Raw genomic sequence first — 21848 nt, 5'->3', positions numbered from 1 at the left:
CTGCTGAGCGCCGGCTCGGCTCAGGGAGCTTCCGCGACCTCGAAGAGGTGCACCCCGCCGCCGTCGAGCTCGATGTAGAGCCCCTTCTCCAGGAGTTCCTGGCCGGACCGGGTGTAGGTCACGGGTTGCCCGTCGGCGTCAGCGTTGGCCAGGTCGCGCAGGGTGTAGGTCTTGTCGGCGGCCGGCGCGAACTCGTCCAAACCCGACTGCGCCGCCTTGAACCGGAACAAGCCGTGGGCCCGCCGATCCGCCAAGTTGGCCGCGGCGAGCACGGTCTTGCGCCTGGCCCCGGAAGCCGCGCTGAGGGTGTAGGCCACGACCGGCGTGCCCGGATCGGTGTCGAGCACCTCCATGGCCCCCCGCGCCAGGAGGTCCCGGTACTCCGCAGACCGGGCGGACGCGAAGCGCAGGAACTCGCGCAAGAGGTCGGCGACCGGCCCGGCGGGCAGCGAATCCTCATCGGTCTCGGTCTTGAGGACCACGGGCCGCAGCAGCATCGCCATCAAAAGGGAGCCCCTTCCGAGCCGCCCCAGGCGCCGCAAGGAGATGACGCTCATGTCCGCCGGACCGCCGCGCTGCCAGGCTGAGAACGCCGCGTCCCGCAGGGCGGCGCGGACGCGGTCCGCGTCCCGGCTGGCCAGCGCCTCGGGCAGCGCCTCCCGGTCCCGGCCCAGCTCCTGGCCGCCGACAAAGTAGCTCCCGCCCCGGTGCACGGCGTCCACGCCCAGGTCCGCGGCCCGGACGTCGTCGAAAGGCTCCGCACCCGTCCACTCCACGGCGATCTTCAGGCCCAAGGAATGGACCCGCCGCACCAGCCGCCGGAAGGCCTCTTCGGAGCTTCCCGAGAAGCTGGTCTTGAGCAGGAGCGTGTCCACGTGGGCTGACGCCTGGATGCGCCGCAACTCGCTCTCGTCGAGGAGTTCGAAGAACTTCTTCTCGGTCGCGGCGAAGCCGTAGTCCTTCGCTGAAAGCTCGTAGAGGCCCGCGCCCCGGAACCAGTTGGAGGCGTCCGCGGCCCGCAGCTCGGTCTGATACTCTCTGACCGCGGCGGCCAGGCGCGCGTCGAGGAGCCGGTTCTTCTCGGCCGCGGCCGCGTCGGAAGTCCGGATCGTATCGAGGTCGCGGCGCAAGCCCTTGGTCCACGAGTCCCCCGCCAGCAGGTCTGCGAGGTAGCGGAAATAGTTGTCGAGCTCGCGGAGGTCCAAGGTCCCGGCGCGGGAGAGCTCGAGCTTGGAGTAGAGGAAGCCCTCCAGCCCCGCGGCCCGGGCCGCCACCATGCCGCCCGAGGTCTTGCGGAAGACGAAGGGATTGATGGGGCCGCCGGCGGTCTGCCTGCCCGCGGCCAGGACCGCCCGGAGCTGCCGGACGTAGGCCAGGCCGTCCTGAGGGACGACGCTCGCGGGCCGGAAGTCGCGGCCGGCCAGGCGCCGGGTCAGTTCGGCGGCGGCGGCGATGAGCCGCGGCTGGGCCATGATCTGGCCGGCTACCGCCTGGGCGGCGCTGAAGACCGCCTTGTGCGCGGCCTGGGCCGGGGTGCCGGCCGCCCGGTTCGCATGGTACCGCGCCCGAGCCGCCCGGGACAGGGACAGCGCCTCCTGCTCCGCGGCCACCGGGTCGAGGAGCCGCGTCTCCAGCAGCTCCAGCGCTTTCTCCGGATGGTCGAAGACCCCGCCGCCCGCCTCGAAAGAGCCGCGGCCGGGCAGCGGGCTCAAAGTCCGCCGGACGATGTCGGCCAGATAGAAGAACCAGCCGGAAGGCAGCGTGGAGCCATGCTCCGAATAGGTCTCGGCCATGCGGCGGGCCATGCGGGCGAGCTTGATCGCGGTGTTCTCGGCGGCCGCGCCGGTCCCCACCGCGGCGGGCATGAGCGACTGGGCCGGCAGCGACGGGTCCTCACCCAGGATGGCGCGCGCGGCCGAGACCGCGGCCGCCTGCAAGCTGGGCAGGGCCGAGCCCAGGTCATCGACCAGGTCGGCCCATGAGATGACCGGAGCCTGTGCCGAGCCTCGCGCGGAGTAGCTCTCCAGGCCCTCGGTCTTGCCGGCGGCGGCCACGACCACGGCGAGGCTGTCCTTGGCCAGCGCCGAGACGGTGCCTTCGGCCGGACCTTCGTTGCCCGCCGGCAGGACCACGCCCACGTTGTCGAGCAGCAGGCGGTCGATGAGCCCGGCCAGAGCCCCGGAGCCCGCAGCCGCCTGGCTGCCCAGGCTCACCGAGACCACCACGGGCTTGCGCAGAGTGTCGCCGGCCTGGGCACGGATGGCCTCCAAAGCGGCCATGACCTTGGCCTCGGAGACGGCCTTCGCCGCCGTGACGCGCACGAAGGCGAGGTCCGCGCCGGGCGGGATGGCCGGAGCGCCGTCGCCGAGTTCGAGCGTCAGGGCGCCGACCAAGGGTAGGCCCTCGGAGGCCGCGGTCCGGGAAAGGCTGTGCTCGGGCTGGGACAGGCTCACGGAGTAGCCCGCGTGCCGCAGCTCCAGGCTCAGGGCGAAGAGCTTGTGAGCCGGGACGCTCAGCCAGAGGGCCCGCGAGACGGGCAGGCCGGCCTGGAAGCTGGCGCTGAACCTGCCCAGAAGGTCCTGGGCCAGGCCCGCCTCGGCCAGAGACTCGGCCGCTCCGGCGCTGCCGCGGTACGCGGAGAGCTCCCGGCCCTCAGGCAGGCCGACGATGACGTCGAGGTCTCCGAGGGCGGGATCCACGCCGGCCACGCCCGCGCCGGAGGGGTCCGGCACCGGCGTGGGCATGTCCAAGGGGATGTTGACCACCCGCGCCAGGAGGCTGACCAGGTCGCCCAGCGCGCCCGGCCGTCCCACCGCGGCGCGGTTCCTGAGCACGAAATCGGCCACCACGGATCTGAGCGGCTCGGCCCGCAACCGGGCCACCAGGGCCTTGTTGCGCAAGGCGATCGGGAAGAACTTGGCCACGGTGCGGGTCAAGGCGAGGTTCTGGGGCCCGGAGGCCTCCAGGAGGTCCTTGATGACGGGGTCGCTGACCGCGGCCGGCTGGTCCGCGGCCATGTTGGAGAGGGCCGCGGCGGCCACGTGGCGGATGTTGCCCCGCTCGGAGGCGTTCTTGACCGAGGCTGCGAGGGCCTCGGCCTCGACCGCCGAGGCCTTGTCCCCCAGCTGGCCCAGGAGCCACGTCGCGGAGAAGCGCACGGCCTTGTCGGCGCTGGCCAGTTGCGCGCTGATGCGCTCGACCGCGGACCGGTCGCCGTGCCGGGCCAAAGCGAAAGCCGCATAGACCGCCACGTCCCAGAGCGGGCTCTGCGAGGCCTTCTGCAGCATGACATCCGCGGCGTGGCTGGTGTTCTCCGCCAGGGCCAGGAAAGCCATCTGCCGCACGCGGCCGTCCGCGTCGTGCAGGGCCGCCTCGGCCAGAGGCATGACCGCCTCGGGGGTCTTGAGGTTCAGCAGCGCCATGGCCGCCTGCCGCCGCACCAGCCAGACCGGGTCCTGAAGCGCGGCCAGGATGTCGGCGAGGACCTCGGCCCGGGCCGAGTTGAATTTGGCGCTCACCTCGGCCGCGACGGCGTCGCCCGAGGCTTTGCGGGAGTCGACCGCGGTCTCGCCGTCCTCCGCGTCGCCCTGGCTGGCGTCGTCGAAGCGGGCCTTGGCCTCGGTCTTGGCCAGCTCGGCGGCGCTGTAGACCTTGTCCTCGAGCGCCAGGACCTTCTCATAGCGCGCGACCCACTCGAAGGCGTCGGCGGACGGTGGGGCCTGGGCGCCCTTGACCGTGGCCCAGAGCCGCGCCGCCCGGTTTCCCAGGACATAGCCCACCGACTCGGCCACGAGCTTCACGGCGGCCCAGGCGTTGACGAAGCCCGCGCCCTGGAACCAGACCGGCACCCGCATGTCGTCGGCGGTGCGCATGATCACGGCCTTGAGGACCAGGGGCAGGTGCTCCTTGACGAAGGGAGTCTCGGCCCCGGTCACGCGCAGCGCCAGCCGGACCAGCAGCGCGATGCCAGCCAGCATGGGCGAGGCCATGGAGGTCCCGGACATGGCCGTGTGCTTGCCGTCCGCCGTGTCCGAGGGATTCTTGGGCATGTCCTTGGACTTGGCGGAGTAGACGCCCAGGCGATAGACGTTGGGAGAGCCCGGCTCCGTGGTGACGTTGCCGCCCTTGGTCGTGGCGTCGGGCTTGAGGCGCACGCGCTTGACCGCGTAACGCTTGTCCACGTCCGGCCCGACCGAGCTGAAGAAGGATATCTCCGGGGCGTGGTCATCCTCGCCCACGGCCGCGGCCGCGGTGGCGAAGACGTCCTCGCCCGCCGCGGGCTGGCTCAGGGTCTGGTCGAAGGGCCCGGAGTTGCCCGCGCTGGCCGCCACGAAGGGGTACTCCCCGTTGGCGTTCTTCTGGTGCGTGAGCTGGGAGAAGAAGGTGGCCAGGTTGTCGCTGGAGGAGCCCTTGCTGCCCAGGCTCAGGTTGATGACGTCGACGCCCTTCTGCATGCCGATGGCCGCCGCGCCCATGATCTCGCCGTCCGAGGCGCCGGGGTTCTCGCGGGAGAAGACCTTGGCCATGATGCCGTGGGCGGCCTTGGCCATGCCGGTGTAGGCAGCCCCCCCCGAGATCGAGATCCCCGCCACGTGGGTGCCGTGCCCGATCCAATCCTCCGGGCCCTCGTTGACCATGTCCACCACGTCCAGGCGCCCCTCGAAGTCCGGGTGGGTCTTGTCCGCCCCGGTGTCGATCCACATGATGGTGCCGTCGGCGCCCGTGATGCCCGCCTGCCAGACCGGCTTGACCTTGTGCAGCTCCGCGGACTCGAAGAGGTGCGGCTCGAAGTTGGCCTGCGAGGCTCCCACGTCCATGGCGGCGGCGGAGACGAAGCGCCGGATCGCGCCGGCGTTGCGCCGCGGCACGGTCACGTAGATCTCCTGGCGGCCCACGTCCGCGCCGAAGACGTGGCGGATCTCGACTCCCAGCTCGTCGAACTTGGCGAGCTGGTCGGAGAACCCCGCGGCGGAGAGCGCCGTGCGCGCCGACTCGCGGGCCTCGCTGGAGGCGTCCGCGTCCGGGATGGTGACGGCGAGGAAGCCCTTCTGCGGCCGCAGCCAGAGCCCCACCCGCGCCTCGATCTTGCGCAAGATGAGGATGTGGCCGCCGTTCTCCAGGTCCACGCGCACGAGGCGGAACTGGCCCCCGTCCTTGGCCTCCCAGAAGCGCAGGAGCTTCTCCCAGACCGGCAGGCCCGCGGCCTCGGGCCCGAAAGGCAGGAAGGCGACGCCCTTGTTGGGCATGGAGTCATAAAGGGAGGCCATGAGGTCGGCGGCCTTGATGCCCTTCAGGCGCGTCGCGGCGATGTCCTGCCAGAACTCGCGCACCAGCTTCTCGAACTTGTCCCGCGCCTTCTTGTCGCGGGGGTCGAGGCCCCGGGCCACGGCGGCCAGGCTCTGGTAGCGCTGGGCGTGGGCGGCGTTATCGGAGAAGGCCCCGGTCTGCGGCACCAGGCGCGTGGCCAGCACGAAGAGGTCGTCGAGCTGCTCCAGGGCCTGGCTCAGGCGCTGGGAATCCGCGGACTTCTCCTCCGGCAGCAGGACGGAGGACTGGTCCAGGACCACGGCCTGGAAACGGCGCGCGTTCTTGGCGTCGCCCAGGACCGCCTGGGGGTCGGCGCCCTTGACCACCGAGACGCGGGCCTGGCCGCCCGAGAGGGCCTGGTAGACGGCCGGGTTCTCGAGTTCCGCGGAGCCCGCGTTGACCACCAGCACGTCGTAGGGCTTGGCCAGGGCCAAGGAGAGCTGGGCCAGGCGCAGGGCCCGCTCCAGGACCGGGATGCGGGTGCGCGCGATCCGCTTGGCGGCCTTGAACTCCCCCGCCCGGGCGGAGAGCTCGGAGACGAAATGGCGCCAGAGGCCCCGGATGCGGCCGGCCGGGGGCCCGCGCTGGGGGCCGCCGCGCAGATGGCGGAGCTCATGGCTGAGGACCTGGCGGAAGAGCCACGGAGTGGCCGCGAGCTCGGGCCGCATATGGATGCTGCCGTTGGCCGTGAACCCGAAATCCATGTTCCAGGAGATCCCGCCGGGCCGGTGGACCCGCAGCATCTCGGCGACGCCCGCGTCCATGCGGCCGACCATGACCTCGCCGCGCACGAAATCCCAGAAATCCGCGTCCGTGACCTGCCGGCCCCGCCACATCCCGTAGGCGTAGGAGCCGATGTCCGCCAGCGCTGCGGCGGCGAAGACCGCGCCGACGCCCAGCACCGTGAAGCCCGCGACGCCGGCCGCAGCCTGCAGGACCGTGTAGAGCGGAGCCGCGCCCGCGGCGTGCAGGGCGGCCCCGCCGGTCAAGGAAGCCGCGGCCCGGATGCCCTCCCAGACCAAGGCCGCGACCGCGGCGACCACGGCCGGGAAGACCGGGGACTTGGCCTGCTTGCCGGGCTGGACTGGGGCGGGCAAAGAGACAGGGACATCCTCAGCGGAGACCTTCCCTGGCGCGGCGGGCACCAAGCCTGAAGGCCCGAGGACCGCCAGCGGGCCTTCCAGATCCGCCGCCGCGGAGACCTTCTCGCCCAGGCGCTGGGCGAAGTCGCGGTTGGCCGCGTCGGCCGAGGTCTCGCTGCCGGCCTGGGCCGGGGAATCCTGAACCATGGACGGCGCCTGCAGGCGCTGCATGGTCTGCTGGAAAGGGGTCTGCGGCGCCTCAGCCTGCGCCTGGGCCGCCGGGGCAGGGAGAGCCCCCGGCAGGGCCGGGGGCAGGGCCTGGAGAAGCCCGGCGACGGGAGCCGGCATCCCCTGGACCGTCACCTTGGGGGCTGAGGGAAGAGCGCCCAAGGTCCCCTGCAGTCCGGACAAAGGAGAGACGCTCAGGCCGGCCGGCTGGAGCTGGACGCCTATCGCCGCGTTCGGGACCACCGGCGCGCCGTTGCCGGAGCCGTTGACCCGCACCGGGGCCACCTCCGCGGCCATGGCCTGCAAGGGCTCCAGCCCGGCGGAGAGCCCCACCAGGGCCAAGCTCAGCAGAACGGCGATGGCCTTGCGCATCATATCACTCGATGATGACCATCCCCTGGCGAGCCTTGTCCGAGGCCGGCAGGCGGATATTCTTCTTGGCCGGCGACTTCTCGACCGGCAGGCCGTAATCGCCGTACTCGACGGCCGGCGCGGCCTGTTCGGGATTGCGTTCCGCGCGCTTGGGGATGAGGTTCATGCCGATCTCGAAGGGCAGCGCCGCGCCCAGCATGGCGATCCAGGAATGCCCGGCGTTCTCGCCGACGGCCTTGATCTCGCCGTTGAGGAAGAAGTGCATCCAGGGCCGGTCGAACTCGACGCCGCCCATGAACCGCGCCTGGTTCTGCTCCGGGTGATCGCTGCCCCCCCCCTGGCTCTGCGTGGTCAACGTGGTCGCCGCCATCTGCAGCGCCGCGCTCGCCGAGCCGGTGACGTAGTTGTAGCCGCAGCCCACGAAAGGGGTCCAGCCGCGGTAGGACTCGCTGAGCACCGCGTTGAAGCCGTAGCTGGACACGTTCCAGGCCAGCTGGCCATCCACGGTGTTGTTGATGGCGATGCTCGTGCCGGGGCCAGTGATGATGATCATGTCGCGGGTGGTGTGCAGGTTGAACCAGCCGTAGACATGGTTGAAATGGCCGCCCAGACTCAGCATCGGCCGGCCCTCTCCGCCGAAGAAGTGCTTGCGCAGGCCGAGCCCGATGGAGTTGCTCTGGCCCTTGCCCGTCATGGTGGGCGAGAGGCGGTAGCCGGAGGGGGTGGTCATGTCGTCGAAGCGGACCGACATGTCCATGCGGCCGGGCAGGCCGGCGCGCAGGTGCATGGACAGGTTGGGGAAGAGCACGGAGGACGGGAAGAAGCCCGCGGCGTCGACGCCGTTGAGGGTGAGGGCCGAAGTCTGCGGGAATTTCTTCTGGTTGAGAGGCATGTTGCCGATACCGACGCTCAGGTCCGGCTGGACCCGGCGGCTCTTGAGCTCGTGCGGCGGGTCGAAGGTCTCGCCCGCGTTGAAAGCCAAACCTTGGGCGAGCTGGCTGCTCAGCCAGCCGCTCATTGCCGTAAAATCGTCGGATATGCTGGCGTTGGCGGCCGCTCCCCTCGTCGCCCCGAAGACCAGGACCGCCGCGAGGGCGGTCGGCTTCAGGACGGCGGGCAGCGCGTTCTTCATGGGTCGCTCGGGGCTCTTATCTCCGGGCTAGGCAACGGCCGCTGCGGTCCGTCACCCAGAGGTAGCTGCGGCTGTCGGACTCGAAAAAAAGGCTGGTGGTCACACGGCGCGCGGACCAGGCAGAAAGGGCCTTGGCGCCGTGCTTGCGGACAATCTCGTTATTGCGGCAGTCCATGATGCTGTCCTCCTGTGCCTGGCATCATGGTAACAGAGGCCCAGGGACCCATCATGGGCCGGGGGTCCCAACGGGAGGGTGTTAAATGGCCCAACCGCACTGGGCTCTACGGCCTACTAACGTTTATAGGGGGAACCCCTAGGACCGGTCAGGGCTTGTAAAGACGGCAGAACCAGGGCAGCTTGGCGAGCCGGCGGCGCCGGACGCGCCGGTAGCGGGCCAGGACCTTCTGCAGGCGGCCGACCTCGGCGAACACCTTCTCGATGGCGTCCTGAGCCGCCTCCCGGCCGACCGGCCGGGAATAGAACTCCGCGAGGTCCACGGGCTTGCCGTAGCAGATCAGGATGGTTCGGAACACGCGCGGCCAGAAATGCCCGATGGGCTGGAGCCCGCTCATGCCGTCCATGCACACCGGGATGGCCTTGGGCCGGGTCTTGAGCATCACGTAGCCTATGCCCGAGCGCGGCGGCAGGAGCTTCCCGTCGCGGGTGCGGGTCCCCTCCGGGAACACGATCATGATGCCGTCGCGCAGGCAGGCCTCCATGCGCAGCATGGCGCCCACGTCCTTGCGCCCCTTCTTGACCGGGATGCAGCGCCAGTTGTCGGAGAACCAGCGCATGACGGGGTTCTCGAAGAAGTTCTCCCATGCGGCCGGCAGCCATGGGAAGAGCTCGGGCTTGAGAAGGCTCCTCGGGAAGAAGACCATCGCGCCCACCAGGAAGCCGTCGATCATGCTCTGATGGTTGGGCAGGAGCAGCGTGTTCTGCTCCACGCCCACGTTCTCCTTGCCGATGACGATGGTCCGGTTGAGGACCTTGAAGAAGAACACCGCAGCCACCGCCGAAAGGCTGGTCACGATGTAGCGGGTGAAGGGCCAGAAGAAATGGAAGACCGGCCCCCGGTAGGGGATGCGCTCGGGATGGAGCGTGGACTCCCGCAGCGTCCTTTCCTCGGAGTCCGTCTCGGGCTCGGCTCCTTGGGACTCTGCGGCCGGGGTTTGAGGCTTTTCCATCGGGGGATTATATCAATATGGCCGAGGGTCGGGGGGCTCGGCCGTGCGCTGAATATGCGGCCTGGACGACCCCTTGACCCGCGTCCGCCGACATTATAATTGACATGTATGGCGGCGTTTATTATCATAATCGCCAGGATCACAGGCGCCATTCATGCTCACGAACGTAATCCGCGGTCTCGATATCCAAGCCGAGCTCAAGAAGAAGTCCTGCTTCCTTTTCGGTCCCAGGCAGACGGGCAAGACTTGGCTCATACGGCACACCCTCAAGGGCATCCGGACCTACAACCTGCTGGACAACGACACCTTCCTGCGCCTGAGCCGCTCCCACAGCATCATACGCGAAGAGTGCACGGCGCAGGACTCCCTGGTCGTCATCGACGAGGTCCAAAAACTCCCCTCCCTGCTCGACGAAGTCCATCTGCTCATCGAGGAGCGCGGCATCCGATTCCTCTTGACCGGCTCCAGCGCCCGCAAGCTGCGCCGGGGCGGCGTCAATCTGCTGGGAGGGCGGGCCAGGATCAGGCAGCTCCACCCGCTCAGCTTCTCCGAGCTGGGGAAGTCCTTCGATCTCGAGCGCGCCGTCAACCATGGCCTGCTGCCGTCCATCTACCTGTCGGACGATCCGGATGAGGATCTCAAGACCTACGTGGGGACCTACCTCAAAGAGGAGATCGCCGCCGAGGGATTGACCCGCAACATCCCGGCCTTCAGCCGGTTCCTGGAAGTGGCCGCTCTGTGCAACGGCAAGATGGTCAATTTCGCCAACATCGCCAACGACGCCCAGGTGGCGCGCAGCACCGTGCAGGAGTACTTCCACATCCTGAAGGACACCTTGCTCGCGCACGAAGTCCCGGCGTGGCGCAAGTCCCTGCGCCGCAAGCCCATCACCACCTCGAAGTTCTACCTCTTCGATCCCGGCGTGGCCCGGGTGCTCCAGCATCGCGGGCGCATCAATCCAGGCTCCCCCGAGTTCGGGGAGGCGTTCGAGCACTTCTTATACCATGAGCTCTTGACCTACGCCGGCTATCGCGGGGCCGGCGAGGTCCGCTATTGGCGGTCGACCTCCGGCTTCGAGGTCGACTTCATCCTGGGAGACGCGACCGCCGTCGAGGTGAAGGCCGGCAAGACGGTGTCGCCGCAGGACCTCAGGGGCTTGCAGGCCCTGCGCGAAGAAGGCGGCCTCAAGCATTATGTCCTGGTTTCGGGAGAGAAAACCGCCCGCGTCGCAGACGGCATACGGATCCTCCCCTGGCAGGAGTTCCTTACGCAGCTCTGGGGCGGGCGTTTCAGTTGATTCCCGCCATCAGCGTCTTTTCGAGCGGGCGAGCTTTGCTCGCCCGCCACCGGCCGGAAACGCAGTGTCCGGCCGGCAGATCCCGTCTGGCTGGCCTCTTTCCGTTTCTTAGAAACGCGCCGAGACCGAGAACCTGTTCGTAATGCCCAACCCGCCGTAAGGGACGAAGGCGTAGTCCAGGCTCAGGGCCTTGGAGGCAAAGCCCGCGCCCACGGATATGCCCGAGACTCCAGTGACGTCTCCCATGGTCCGCGAGTCGAAACCCAGCCGGCCCGCGACGCTCCAGCTCTCCTTGACCGGGAACACGTACTCTGTCCCGACCGCGGTATAGGCTTCGTCGCCCCTGGGCAGGCTCAGGTCCAGGCTGGCCAGCCAGCGCTGGGTCAGCTTGAAGGCCGCCCCGGCCTTGAAGGTCAAGGGCAGGTTCTCCGCCGACTGGTCGTGCTTGAGCGTGCCGCCCAAGTTGGTCACGGTCAAAGCCAGGTCGAGCCGCTTGTCGAGATAGCTGGGGCTCAGGACGCCGAAGTCCACGGCCGCGGTCTGCGCGGTGTTGAGTATCTTGGCCTGGATGTACTTGAGCGCGCCCCGCAAAGCGGAGCTGTTTCTACAGAAGGCCTCGGCGAAGAGGTATTCGGCGTTTTCAGATGAACCCCATGCTCCCGGCGCACATGAAGTCAACGACACTGGCATTCTATCACGACCTAGTCCAGTACTGTCAAGGATTTCGAGTACCCATATTCTTGCTGTAAGGTTGCAAATCCATCGTCGAGAAATGAAATCCATTGCCACCCGGATTCAACCAGTCCCGAATCAAGCGGTCAGCTCCGCGAGAGGGGCCGTATCGCCGCCAACTCCAGGTTCCGCATATCGCCTTGCGCGCGCACGAGGAAAAGGGCGCGCGCGGCTTGCCCGGACAGATACGGCCTGTCCGGGCAAGCCCAGGGCAGGGCCATTCCGGACCAGGACCATATTGTGTAAAATGGTCAAGCTGCCCAAGCCAAGGAGATCCCTATGGTCGACCCGCGCTGCGTGGACTACATCCGCGCCAACAAGGACAAGTATCCCCTGGACGCGCTCAAGGCCGCGCTCCTGAAGGCGGGGGCGTCCCCCGCCGACGTCGAGGAAGCCGCGCGCTTGGCCACCACGCCCCAGCCGGAGATCCCCGCCACCGCTCCCCCCATGCGGCGCTCCTCCCCGAAGACCTTCGCGGAGATCTTCCCGGCGGCCGCGGCTGCGGCCGCCGCCGCCCCGGCGCAGAGCCCGGCCCCGGCCCGGCCCGCGCCCGCCCAGCCGGCCCCGGCGCAGGGCCTGCTGCCCAGGGCGCGCTCCGTCTTGCTCGATCCCACGGGCTTCTTCCGGACCATGCCCAGGAGCGGCGGCTGGAAGGAGCCTCTGGTCTTCCTCCTCGTCATGGCCGCGGTCAACTCGCTCTTGCGTCTCGTCCTGGGCCTCGCCTTCGGACTTTTCGGATCGGGGATGTCGGCGGCGACGGCCGCGCTCTTCGCCGGGCTCCTCTCGGCCTTCGGCGCGCTGATCGCGGTCCCGATCGCGTCCGTCATCGCAGCCGGGATCGCCCACGTCATCTGGATGCTCCTGGGCTCCAAGCAGGGTTTCGAGACCTCCTTCCGCTGCGTCGCCTTCATGGCCGCCCTCATGCCGGTCCAAGCGGTGGTCCAGTCCCTGCCGGTCGTAGGCCTCTGGCTGGCCATACCGGTGTCTCTCTACGGGATCTATCTCTTCCTGCCGGCCTCGACCGAAGTCCATGAGGTGGAGAAGCACAAAGCGACCATCGCGGTCCTGATCCTGGGCGGCCTGGTCCTGCTGGCCCTGCTCGGCTCGACTTTCGCCGTGTGGAAGCTGCGCCGCATGGCCCCTCAGGCGCGCGCCATGAAATCGCTCATAGAGGCCAGCCAGACCGCCGGGCAGTTCCAGCCGGCGTTGCGGCTCCCGCCCGGCTCGCCCGCCGCCCTCCAGCAGCAGGTCATGAGCCAGCTGGCGCAGTTGCAGGCCCAAGGCGCGGCGGCCGGCGCGGCCCCGGGCCAGCCCCCCACCCCGGCCCAAGCCATGCAGGCGATGAGCGCGGCTCTGGGGACTCTCGGCGCCGACAGCAGCGTCAAGGCCGTCGCCGCGCAGGGCCTCCAGGCCCTCCTGCCCGCCCAGGCCGCGGGCCTGGCGCGCGCCGGAGCCAACAGCGGCAAGCAGAGGCTCGGCGCCATGGAGATGGCCGCGGCCGAGGGCACTTATCGGACCGCGGACGGCGGCGCGGTCACGATCCAGATCATCGACGCGGGGAGCTACAGCAGCCTGCTCTCCATGGCCTGGAACGCGGCCGGCTCCATGCCGGGCCAGAGCGCGGTCACCTACAAGTCCTGCCCAGGCATGGAGCAGTACGACCGGCAGTCGCGCAGCGGCTCGTTCCAGATCGTCGCGGCCCAGCGCTTCGCGGTCAGGGTCAATGGCCAGAACGTGGACCAGAAGCTCCTGCGCGCGGCCATGGACTCCGTCGACCTCGACGCCTTGGGCCGGCTGGCGCCCTGAGCCGATGGGCTTCTTCCACCCCTCGCGGCTGCCCTTCCGCCTGACGGTCCTGTTCATCGCGGGCCTGCTGACCTACGGCAGCTACTTCGCCTACGACAGCATCGGCGCGCTGGCCCCGACCCTCATGCAGGCCTGGCACACCGACCGCGAGGCCATCGGCTGGCTTTACACGATCTACAGCATCGCCGGGATACTCTCCGTGGTCCTGGGCGGCATGCTCACCGACCGCATCGGCACGCGCTGGGCGAGCCTGCTCTTCTCGGCGCTCATCGCGGTCGGCGCCTGCATCGTGGCGGTCGCGCCCACGGTCACGGTCGCCTGCATCGGCCGCTTTATCTTCGGCGCGGGCTCGGAGTCGCTCACCGTGGCCCAGAACGCCATCTGCGCGCGCTGGTTCCGCGACCGCGAGCTGGCCATGTCCTTCGGCGTGACCATCACGATCTCGCGCCTGGGCACGCTCTTCAGCTTCAACTCGGAATCCCTCATCGCCAGCCGCTTCGGCTGGCAGGGCGCGCTGTGGGCGGCCGCGGGCTTCTGCGTCCTGAGCCTCCTGGCGAACCTGGTCTACTGCTGGATGGACAAGCACGGGGAAAGCGCCCTGGGGCTCAAGAAGGAGGAAGGCGGCTCGGACAAGATTGTCCTGGCCGATCTCAAGCGCTTCGGGACCTCCTATCTCTGGGTCATCCTGCTCTGCTTCACCTTCTACTCGGCGGTCTTCCCGTTCACGGCCTTGTCCACCGACTTCTTCCACGAGAAATGGGGCCTTCCCCTGACCATGGACGAAGGCGGCAGCTTCCTCGCCGCCGTGTTCTCCGACTTCCGGCACATGTTCTCCACCGCGCCGGGGAACTCCTCGATCATCATCTTCGCCTCCATGGTGCTGGCCCCCTTCGTGGGCAGCTACGTGGACCGCCATGGCCAGCGCTCCCGCCTGCTGATCGCGGGCTCGGTGCTCATGATCCCCTGCTACCTGCTCCTGGGCTTCACCCAAACCCCGCCGGTCGTCGCGATGCTCCTGCTGGGCGCCGCCTTCGTGCTGGTCCCGGCCGCCCTGTGGCCGGCCGTGCCCTTAGTGGTCGAGAAAGACCGGGTGGGCACGGCCTTCGGCCTCATGACCATGCTGCAGAACATAGGCTTGGCGTTCTTCCCCTGGCTCAACGGCAGACTGCGCGACATGACGCACGACTACAAGGCCAGCATGGTGATGTTCTCCTGCCTGGGCGTCGCGGGCCTAGTGTTCGCCTGGCTCCTGAGACGTTCGGACCGGCGCTCGGGCGGCGTGCTCGACGCGGGCGTCTCGCAGACGGCCTGACCGGACCACGACCTCACCCACTTCCCGATTCGGAGGTTTGGCGGCGCAGCCGCCAAACCCGCGCTGACCGGAGGTCAGCGCCCGACGACTATGTCCGGACACAGTGTCCAAGAAACAATCTCTTCCGCGCTGCGTGCGCGGGATTTCGACTCGCTTCGCTCGTCGAAATGGCAGGACGGCATGGTACCCGCTGTTTGTGGTCTAAAAAAGTGGGTAAAGTCGAGTGACCGGACCCCTTGCGAAACGGCGCGGCCGGGGCTACACTTGCGACAGGGAGACCCCGATGAAACCCCGCTCCCGCGGCACGGCCGTCCTGTCTTTGGCGCTTTGGTGCGCCCTCCCCGTCGTCTCCGGTTCAGCTGCCGATTGTCCCCCCCTCCCGCCCCAAGCCGCGCAGACCTGGGGACTCCAGCCCGAGTCCTGGGCCAAGGCCTGCGCCGACGGCCTGGACCCGGCCGACTTCCTGAGCCGAGTCCAGGCTGAATTCGTCGGCGCCTGCACGGATGAATTCCAGGGCCTCGACGAAAGACTCGTGGCCCAGGAATGCGGCCGCGGCATCCCCGGCCGCGACCACCTGCGCGCCTTCCGGACCGCGAAGACATCCCCCCCGGCCGGCGGCCCGGAGCAGAAGGCACGCTACCAGAGCACAGGCGCGGAGGGGCTGCAAAAGCTCCATGCCTCGGGACTGGGCGCAGGCACGCTCGAAGGGCTCTACACCGGCGCCGCCGCAAGGCCGGCCCTGGAGGCCGGGCCTGGACCGACGCAGCAGCTGGCGCAGCTCCCCGCGGCCAAGCCCGCGCCGGCGCCCAAGGTGGCCTTGGGCGGCTTCGTCGCCGCAGACCCCAAGCTCTCCAAGGACGAGCAGGCCTTCGTCCAGGCGTTGGTCGACCGCATGCAGGACTGTTCCGAAGGCCGCGCCATACTGAGCGGCCTCGTGACTGAAGGCCAGGCCGGCAAGCTCGCCTTCAAGGTCACCATCAAGGACTATCCCGGCACCCAGATCGTGCGCAAGGGCGACATCGAGGACATCCAGGGCGGCGTGTACGGCGAAGCGGATACTGAAGACCACACCCTCTATATCAACCGGGCGCTCACCAAGTTCAGCAGCCGCCAGTCGGCCATCGACAACACGGTGGGCACGGCCGCCCACGAGATGACCCATCTCTGGCGCTCGGCGCGCGTCCAGCGCACGCTGCCGCAATACGCCAAGGTCTTCGACGCGGACCTCGGCGACGAGTACGACGCCCGGCTCAAAGGCCAACTGGTGGCCGCGCAGACCCACCGGGGCAAGGCCAACGTGGACACCGAGGACGCCCGGGACATGCTCGCCGACGCCGACGACTACCGCGAGCGCATGAAGCTCTGGAACCCGGGCTATGCCGTGAGCCTGGACGTCTCGGAGATGGCGGCCCCGGCGGCCGCCTACCAAAGCCGGCTCAAGGCCCTGAGGACCTACCTCCAGGACCTCAAGGTCGGCCAGAAGCGCCAGCCCCTGATCCTCAAGCGCATCAAGCATTTCTGCGAGGCGCACACCGAGCAGGACTACTGCGGTGGCCTCAAGGAGCTCAAAGCCCTCACCGAAGCGAAGATCAAGACCTATCCGCATGACATCAAGGAGGCCAACGAGGCCATCAAGCAGGTGCAGGGAAAGCTCGCCCAGCTCAAGACCGCCGAAGGCCGCAAGCTCGCCAAGCTCCTCAAGCGCGCCGTAGCCGACCCGCAGTACCAGACCCTGCGGCAGGAGGAACAGGCGGACCTGGAGAGGCTGCGCGGCGAGGAAGCCAAGAGCCCGCTGCCCAAGAGCCAGGAGACGCCGGACCAGATCGACGCCGAAGGGCTCGACGCCTTGGTCAAAGGGGACATACAGCATGCCCAGCAACTTCGCTAGGGCCGCGCTGGCCGCGCTGGGGCTGCTGGCCTGCGCCGCGGGCGCGGCTCCGGACTCGCCCTGGAGGAAGCAGACCGTGGAGAAGCTCTTCGACTGCGAGCTCGCGAAGGATTGGACCATCAAGCCTTTGACGGCGGAGACGACAGGCTTCGTGCTCACGGACGGGCTGGCGCGCATCAGCGCGGTGCGCCACGAGGGCCGCCAGGCGCGCTTCGCCACGACCGGGGCGTTCCTCAAGGACGCCGAGGCTTTGGGCGGCCCGGTGAGCAAGCTCGGGATGACCGAGGTGGCGCAGCGCCACTGCGCCCGTTACCAGCGGCGCCTGGAGCGGCGCCACCGCCAGAAGGGTGGGGAAGTCACCGAGTACATCTACGAGGAGTTCGTGCTGAGGCCCGATTCCAAGGGCTTCTGGGCGCTCAAGCTGCAGAGCGCCTCGCGCGAGTACCTCGAAAGCCCCCGCGGCCTGGAGGAGTGGAAACGCTTCCTGGCGACGTTCCGGCCTTTGGCCCCGGAACGCTGAGGCTCAGCGCAGCAGCGGCACGCCCTTGCTTTCCGCATCGGCCGGCGGGGTCCGCGCCGGAGCCTCAAGCGCGATCGGCGCGGCCTCGGCCAGGAGCCCGAGCTTGTAGCCGTGGCCCGGGGTCTGGCTCTTCCGGCCGAACGCCAGGGACTCCTGATTCTGGAGCTGCAAGGGCTCCATCCCCACCGGCGTGTACTCGAGCTGATACTGCAGGTTGACGCCGCCGGCCCGGGCCGCCGGCAGGACGCTGAAGATGAAGCCGTGCTTCTTCCCTTCCCGGGTGAAGCGGTCGATGACGTTGGCCTGCGCGCCCGGCGCGACGGTCACGGCGCAGCGCTGCTGCGCGGAGCCGCGCACCACGTCCACGGTAAGGCGGTAATTGCCCAGGCCCGCGTCGTCCCAGGCCGCGGGCGCCTTCTTCTTGCCGAGCGTGCCCGGCGCGTCGAGGCTGAGCTCCGCGGTCCAGGAGCCGCACTCCGCTGTAATCAGGCTGAGCCCCGGCCGCAGGTCCAGCGCGCTCTGGACCTCAAGCGAGGGGGCCTGGCTGCCTTGGCCTCCCGAAAGCTCCAATTGGTACTGGAGGTGGTACGGGGCGGCCTGGCCGCGGTCCGTGACCAACAGCGCGTTGAAGATCATGGACTTGCCTCCAGCGACGGGCCCCACGAAGTTGGCCTGCTGGCCGTCGGAGAGCTTCACCGTCTGGGAAAATGTGGTCTTCCCGTTCGAGACCCGCACATCCATGGTATGCCCGGCGGCGGTGGCGCTGCCCGCCCAGGAGAACAGCACGGCCGCGATGATCTTGTCCATGCACGGAGTATAGGATGCGGGGCCCCGGTTGTCAACCAGGCCGGTTTCGCGCTAAACTGGCCCCATGAGGTTATTCCTCCTGGCGGCCTGGACCCTCCTGCCGGCATGCGCATCCGCCCAGCCCCCGGCCGATGCGACCGCGATGGTGCGCCAAGAGATCCTGAAGGACCGGAAGGACACGCGGTCCTGGCTCAAGTCGGACCCCACCTCGTACCTGGCCGCGGTGGCGCGCCGGGACTTCGGGCCGCTGACAACACTGACCGTGGGCTCCGCCCAGGACAACGACGTGCGCTTGCCGGGGCCGACCGTGCGGCCGCACCATCTGAGAGTCTCCGCCCGCGACCAGGGCTTCCGGGTCGAGGCGGTGGACCCGGGCGCGGACTTCCTGGTGGGCAAGGGCACCCAGCCCGTCCGCGCGGCGGAGCTGGAGCCCGAGAAGCTGGGCGTGGGGCGCTTCACCCTGCGCCTCTCCCACCAGGGCTACCCGGCGATCATCGTGTTCGATCCGAAAAGCCCGCGGTTGAAGGACTACCACGGCATCCGCTACTTCCCCATCGATCCGTCCCTGCGCTACGCGGTCAGGCTCACCCGCGACCCGAAGGCCGAGACCGTGGCGATCCGCTCCACGCACAGCGCGGACCGGCGCGCGACCCGCGTGGGCTGGTTCGAGTTCATGGCCGGCCGGACCCGCTGCCGCTTGGCCGCGACCCGCCTGCTCGAGCCCGGCAGCGCGCCGGACTCGCTGAGCGTGCTCTTCCGGGACGCGACCACCGGCCGGGAGAGCTACCGGGTCGGCCGCTACGTGGAGCCGAAAAGACTCCCGGACGGGACTTACATCCTTGACTTCAATATGGCCTACAACCCGGCCTGCGCTTTCAGCAGATTCTTCAACTGTCCCATCCCGCCCCGGGAGAACACCCTGCCGGTGGCGATCCGGGCCGGCGAGCAGGACTCGCACTACCATTGAGATGCTATGATACCCCTATGAAAAGACCCGCAACCTACGTCTTAACCGTGATGGCCGGGCTCTTCGCCGCGGCGGCTTCCGCGCAGACGGACCAGCCCGCGCCCCCCAGCCAGTCCACCCAGACGGTCCAGCCGGCCCAGGTGGCCGCATCGACCCCGACGGCCCAGCCGGAGCAGCCGGCGCCTCCGATCCAGTCCACCCAGACGGTCCAGGCCCAGCCCGCAGTCCAGCCTGCTCCTGCGGCTCAGCCGCCCGCGCCGCCCCAGCCGCCGAGACCGCCCAAGCAGGTCCTTTATGGCGACCCCTGCCGGTCCGACCTGGAGAACTTCTGCACGGGCAACCAACCCCAGGCTATCCGCATGCGGTGCCTGGACTCGCATGAAGCCGAGTTCTCCAAAGGCTGCCAGACACGCCGCGCGGAGCTGCGCGACCTGCGCGCCTCCTGCAAGGCCGTCATCGAGCAGTCTTGCCGCTACGTCCCGCTCTTCGCCGACGCCATCCTGAACTGCCTCCAAGAGCACGAAGCCGAGCTTGTGGACCCCTGCAAGAGCCTGCGCGACAAGGCCCTCAAGCCCTCGCGCTTCGTCGCCGCGGCCTGCCAGTCCGACTTCAAGAAATTCTGCAAGGATTTGCCCATGAACGGGTTCCGCATCGCCCAATGCCTGCAGGAGCACGAAGCCGAGCTCTCCAAGCCCTGCCTCGCGGGCGCTCCGGAGAAATAGGCCGCCCTACGCCGGCTTCTCGAGCTCCAGCTCGTCGTAGCTCCGCTCGTCCATGAGGAGGAGCCGGCAGGCCTCGCAGGAGAAGACGCCCGCCGGCTCGGGCAGGGCCTTCAACATCCCGCCGCAGGCGCGGCAGCGGCGCTCCGTGGGCGTCGCCACGCCCCGAGCCGAGGCGCCGAAGAGTCCATCGTCGCCCAGGACGTCGATCTCCGCGCAGCTCACCCAGAAGCGCCCGCAGGCGTCGCACCTTCGGGCCCGCAGTTCGCTCAAAGGCCCGCTGGCCAAGGCGATGTCGTCTATAGATCCGAACTGCCCGCAGTCAGGGCACTTGTCCATAGGGTGATTATAGGATTTGGGGGATGCCCCCTGGATGAAACGGGACTTTTCAGTCATACTTAGGGGCATGAGGCTATTGCTGGCGCTCGTCCTCGGCCTGGGCTGTCCGCCCTGCCTGGCCGGGCACAGCCGCGTCGCCGCGGGGCCCGAAGTCCAGGTCGTCGCGCCGCAGACCGGCGGCCTTTCCGGCGTCAGCCGGAGCCTCTCCGCGCCTGCGCTGACGCTCTCGCCTTCCTCCTTGGTCGCGCCCTCGCTCAGCCAGCCCGTCTCTTTGGCGCCCGCGCCCGGCCTAACACCCAACGTTCCCGTCACGGTCCTGCAGGGCGCGGCCGCGCCCCTGGGCCCGATGCTTCTCGCCGCGCCCGAGCAGAAGGCCCAGGAGGAACAGCCCGGCCAGAGCGGCGGCGAAGAAGGATCGGCCAAGGCCGCCGCCCTCTTCGACGGCAGCCTCTCCAAGCCCGCGGCCGCGGCGGACCTGCCTGAAGTCTCGGCCCTGCCGGCCCCCCAGACGCCCAAGGCCGGCCTGCTCAAGCGCTTCGCGGCCCGGCTCTGGCCCAAGGTCGTCGAGCCCAGGTTCGACGCCGGCGCCCCCGGCTACTACCACGGCACCAGCTTCGAGAACCTCAAGGGCATAGTGGAGAGCGGCGGCGGCATGAAGCAGACCCTCTCCTACTACGCCGACGAGGCGAGCTTCCCGCGCGGCTACGCCCGCTCCATGGCGCGCAAGACCGGCTCGCCCGGCTTCGTCCTCCAGTTCCCCAAGGCCGCCTTGGAGGACAAGCTGGTCCTGGGCCACTACCAGCCCGTGCCGGTCAGCGACCGCGGTCCCATCAACCTGCCCAAGGACTATCCCAAGTACTTCATGGCCGTCAAGGACGTGCCGCTCTCGGACATGACCGAGGGCTCCAAGCAGACCGTGCTGGGCTGGCTGGCGGCACAGCGCGACGCCTACCCCGAGGACCCCGCCTGGCCGGTCCTCGTGTCCCGGTTCGAGGCCGCCTTGAAGGCCAAGGCCCCGGCCCAATCTCCTGAGGCCGCGGCCAAGGCCGAGCGCCTGGCCCAGTATCAGAATTTCACGGCCCAGGACCACTGGGGCAAGGTGCGCGGGGGATTCGCCGCCGAGTTGGCGAAGGTCAGAGCCTTGGGCTCCAAGGACCAGACCCAAGCCTACGTCAGAGAGGAGGCGTCCAAGGTCCTCGAGCGCATCCAGGAGGCGCACGGCACCGCCAATGTGGGCTTCCATTACAACCTGCACGGCGGCCAGGCCCGGCAGTACGTGGAAGCCGGCCTCATCCGGGCCTCGGTCGGAGACATCGCCCTGCAGTACACCATGCACGGCGACCCCAACCACAAGGTCTATTTCTTCCAGAGCTCGCAGCACGACCTCTACGAGGTGCTCGACGCGCGCAACCCCCAGCCCTTCATCGGCCGCATGGGCACGGTGCTCATCCTCTTCCGCCGCGACTCCCCGAACTTGGCCAAGGCCGAGTCCGCCGGCCTGGCCGGCCGGCCCTCGTCCATCTCCCTGGATTTCGACCAGGCCCGCATGCCCGGCATCCCCTACGAGGACTTCCTGGCCCCGCCCCTCGACGTGTTCAACGGCGTGGCCAAGAAGGTCGGCCAGAAGCGCCTCTCCCGCGACGAGGAGACTTTGGCCGTGCTGCGCTACATCGAGGCCGCGGTCTTGGACTTCGAGTCGCGCCCCCCCCGCTAGCCCCAATGCCGGTCACTTAGCGGCACGCAGTTTTTGTGCTATGACGAAAGACGGCGGCTTGTTGTGCCAATTTTTCATATTTTTCCATCATTTCTAGCCCCTCCACCTCCAGCGCTGGAGGTATTGCTAAATTTATCGTTATTTCATAAATATAATTAGCATTTCAGGTCGCCATCCAGATCACTGAGACTTCGGCCCATTACTCTCTCTTCGTGCGCTCGCGGCGCTTGGCGCCGCGAGCCGCGCGCGCCCCATTCCGCCTGCGCGCGCAACTTCATGAAGATCCAAAAAATGGGAAAGTGACCCAGCACTCAGAATCTTCATAGGGTCGGCGCGACAGAGGAATATCGTCGATCGGGATAGGGGCCGGCGAGTTTCTTCGCCGGTCCCCTCCCACACCACCGGACATGCGGGTCCGCATCCGGCGGTTTGAAAAGTT

Annotated in this window: 15 protein-coding genes; 8 read left to right on the top strand and 7 right to left on the bottom strand. The window is 68.8% G+C overall.

All coding sequences use genetic code 11. The features are described 5' to 3' along the window. Positions 1 to 20: 20 nt before the first annotated feature. The 4 genes from NTY77_07715 to NTY77_07700 form a co-directional block, all read right to left on the bottom strand. Positions 21 to 6992 (bottom strand): S8 family serine peptidase, encoded by a 6972-nt coding sequence (locus NTY77_07715; protein MCX5795362.1) that lies wholly within the window; start codon positions 6990 to 6992, stop codon positions 21 to 23. Position 6993: 1 nt separating this feature from the next. Further along, the gene (locus tag NTY77_07710; protein ID MCX5795361.1) at positions 6994 to 8121 is read right to left on the bottom strand and encodes a hypothetical protein; all 1128 of its coding nucleotides are present in this window, start codon (positions 8119 to 8121) and stop codon (positions 6994 to 6996) included. Positions 8122 to 8137: 16 nt separating this feature from the next. Next, on the bottom strand, positions 8138 to 8296 hold the full coding sequence (locus NTY77_07705) for a hypothetical protein (protein MCX5795360.1): 159 nt from the start codon (positions 8294 to 8296) through the stop codon (positions 8138 to 8140). 148 nt (positions 8297 to 8444) lie between these two features. Then, positions 8445 to 9308: a lysophospholipid acyltransferase family protein gene (locus NTY77_07700; protein ID MCX5795359.1), complete on the bottom strand. Its 864-nt coding sequence runs from the start codon at positions 9306 to 9308 to the stop codon at positions 8445 to 8447. Between the two features lie 154 nt (positions 9309 to 9462). Between NTY77_07700 and NTY77_07695 the strand changes: the two genes are divergently transcribed. Further along, positions 9463 to 10605 carry an ATP-binding protein gene (locus tag NTY77_07695; protein ID MCX5795358.1) on the top strand — a complete coding sequence of 381 codons (1143 nt, stop codon included), beginning with the start codon at positions 9463 to 9465 and terminating at the stop codon, positions 10603 to 10605. Between the two features lie 108 nt (positions 10606 to 10713). Here NTY77_07695 and NTY77_07690 read toward each other — a convergent pair whose 3' ends face one another. Beyond that, positions 10714 to 11196 carry a hypothetical protein gene (locus tag NTY77_07690; GenBank protein MCX5795357.1) on the bottom strand — a complete coding sequence of 161 codons (483 nt, stop codon included), beginning with the start codon at positions 11194 to 11196 and terminating at the stop codon, positions 10714 to 10716. Positions 11197 to 11616: 420 nt separating this feature from the next. On the opposite strand from NTY77_07690, the gene NTY77_07685 reads away from it, so the two are divergent. The 4 genes from NTY77_07685 to NTY77_07670 all read left to right on the top strand — a co-directional run bounded on the left by NTY77_07685 (position 11617) and on the right by NTY77_07670 (position 16863). After that, positions 11617 to 13143: a YIP1 family protein gene (locus tag NTY77_07685; GenBank protein MCX5795356.1), complete on the top strand. Its 1527-nt coding sequence runs from the start codon at positions 11617 to 11619 to the stop codon at positions 13141 to 13143. Positions 13144 to 13147: 4 nt separating this feature from the next. Continuing rightward, positions 13148 to 14455 (top strand): MFS transporter, encoded by a 1308-nt coding sequence (locus tag NTY77_07680; protein ID MCX5795355.1) that lies wholly within the window; start codon positions 13148 to 13150, stop codon positions 14453 to 14455. A gap of 283 nt (positions 14456 to 14738) precedes the next feature. Then, positions 14739 to 16343 carry a hypothetical protein gene (locus NTY77_07675; protein ID MCX5795354.1) on the top strand — a complete coding sequence of 535 codons (1605 nt, stop codon included), beginning with the start codon at positions 14739 to 14741 and terminating at the stop codon, positions 16341 to 16343. Continuing rightward, positions 16324 to 16863: a hypothetical protein gene (locus NTY77_07670; GenBank protein MCX5795353.1), complete on the top strand. Its 540-nt coding sequence runs from the start codon at positions 16324 to 16326 to the stop codon at positions 16861 to 16863. The genes NTY77_07675 and NTY77_07670 overlap by 20 nt, the downstream gene beginning before the upstream one ends. 3 nt (positions 16864 to 16866) lie before the next feature. Here NTY77_07670 and NTY77_07665 read toward each other — a convergent pair whose 3' ends face one another. Continuing rightward, entirely contained in the window at positions 16867 to 17670 is an 804-nt protein-coding gene (locus NTY77_07665) for a hypothetical protein (protein MCX5795352.1), read from the bottom strand. 64 nt (positions 17671 to 17734) lie between these two features. On the opposite strand from NTY77_07665, the gene NTY77_07660 reads away from it, so the two are divergent. Continuing rightward, a complete protein-coding gene (locus NTY77_07660) occupies positions 17735 to 18637 on the top strand; it encodes a DUF1684 domain-containing protein (protein MCX5795351.1) in 903 nt (300 codons plus the stop codon). Positions 18638 to 18654: 17 nt separating this feature from the next. Beyond that, complete coding sequence (locus tag NTY77_07655; GenBank protein MCX5795350.1) at positions 18655 to 19359, top strand: hypothetical protein; 705 nt, start codon at positions 18655 to 18657, stop codon at positions 19357 to 19359. A gap of 6 nt (positions 19360 to 19365) precedes the next feature. Here NTY77_07655 and NTY77_07650 read toward each other — a convergent pair whose 3' ends face one another. Further along, the gene (locus NTY77_07650) at positions 19366 to 19695 is read right to left on the bottom strand and encodes a hypothetical protein (protein ID MCX5795349.1); all 330 of its coding nucleotides are present in this window, start codon (positions 19693 to 19695) and stop codon (positions 19366 to 19368) included. Between the two features lie 67 nt (positions 19696 to 19762). On the opposite strand from NTY77_07650, the gene NTY77_07645 reads away from it, so the two are divergent. Further along, positions 19763 to 21409 (top strand): hypothetical protein, encoded by a 1647-nt coding sequence (locus NTY77_07645; GenBank protein ID MCX5795348.1) that lies wholly within the window; start codon positions 19763 to 19765, stop codon positions 21407 to 21409. Positions 21410 to 21848 lie beyond the last annotated feature (439 nt).

The sequence above is a fragment of the Elusimicrobiota bacterium genome (assembly GCA_026388095.1).
Lineage (GTDB): Bacteria > Elusimicrobiota > Elusimicrobia > UBA1565 > UBA9628 > UBA9628.
Note: the sequence above shows the minus strand (reverse complement) of the source record. Positions and strands in the feature narration are given on the sequence as shown.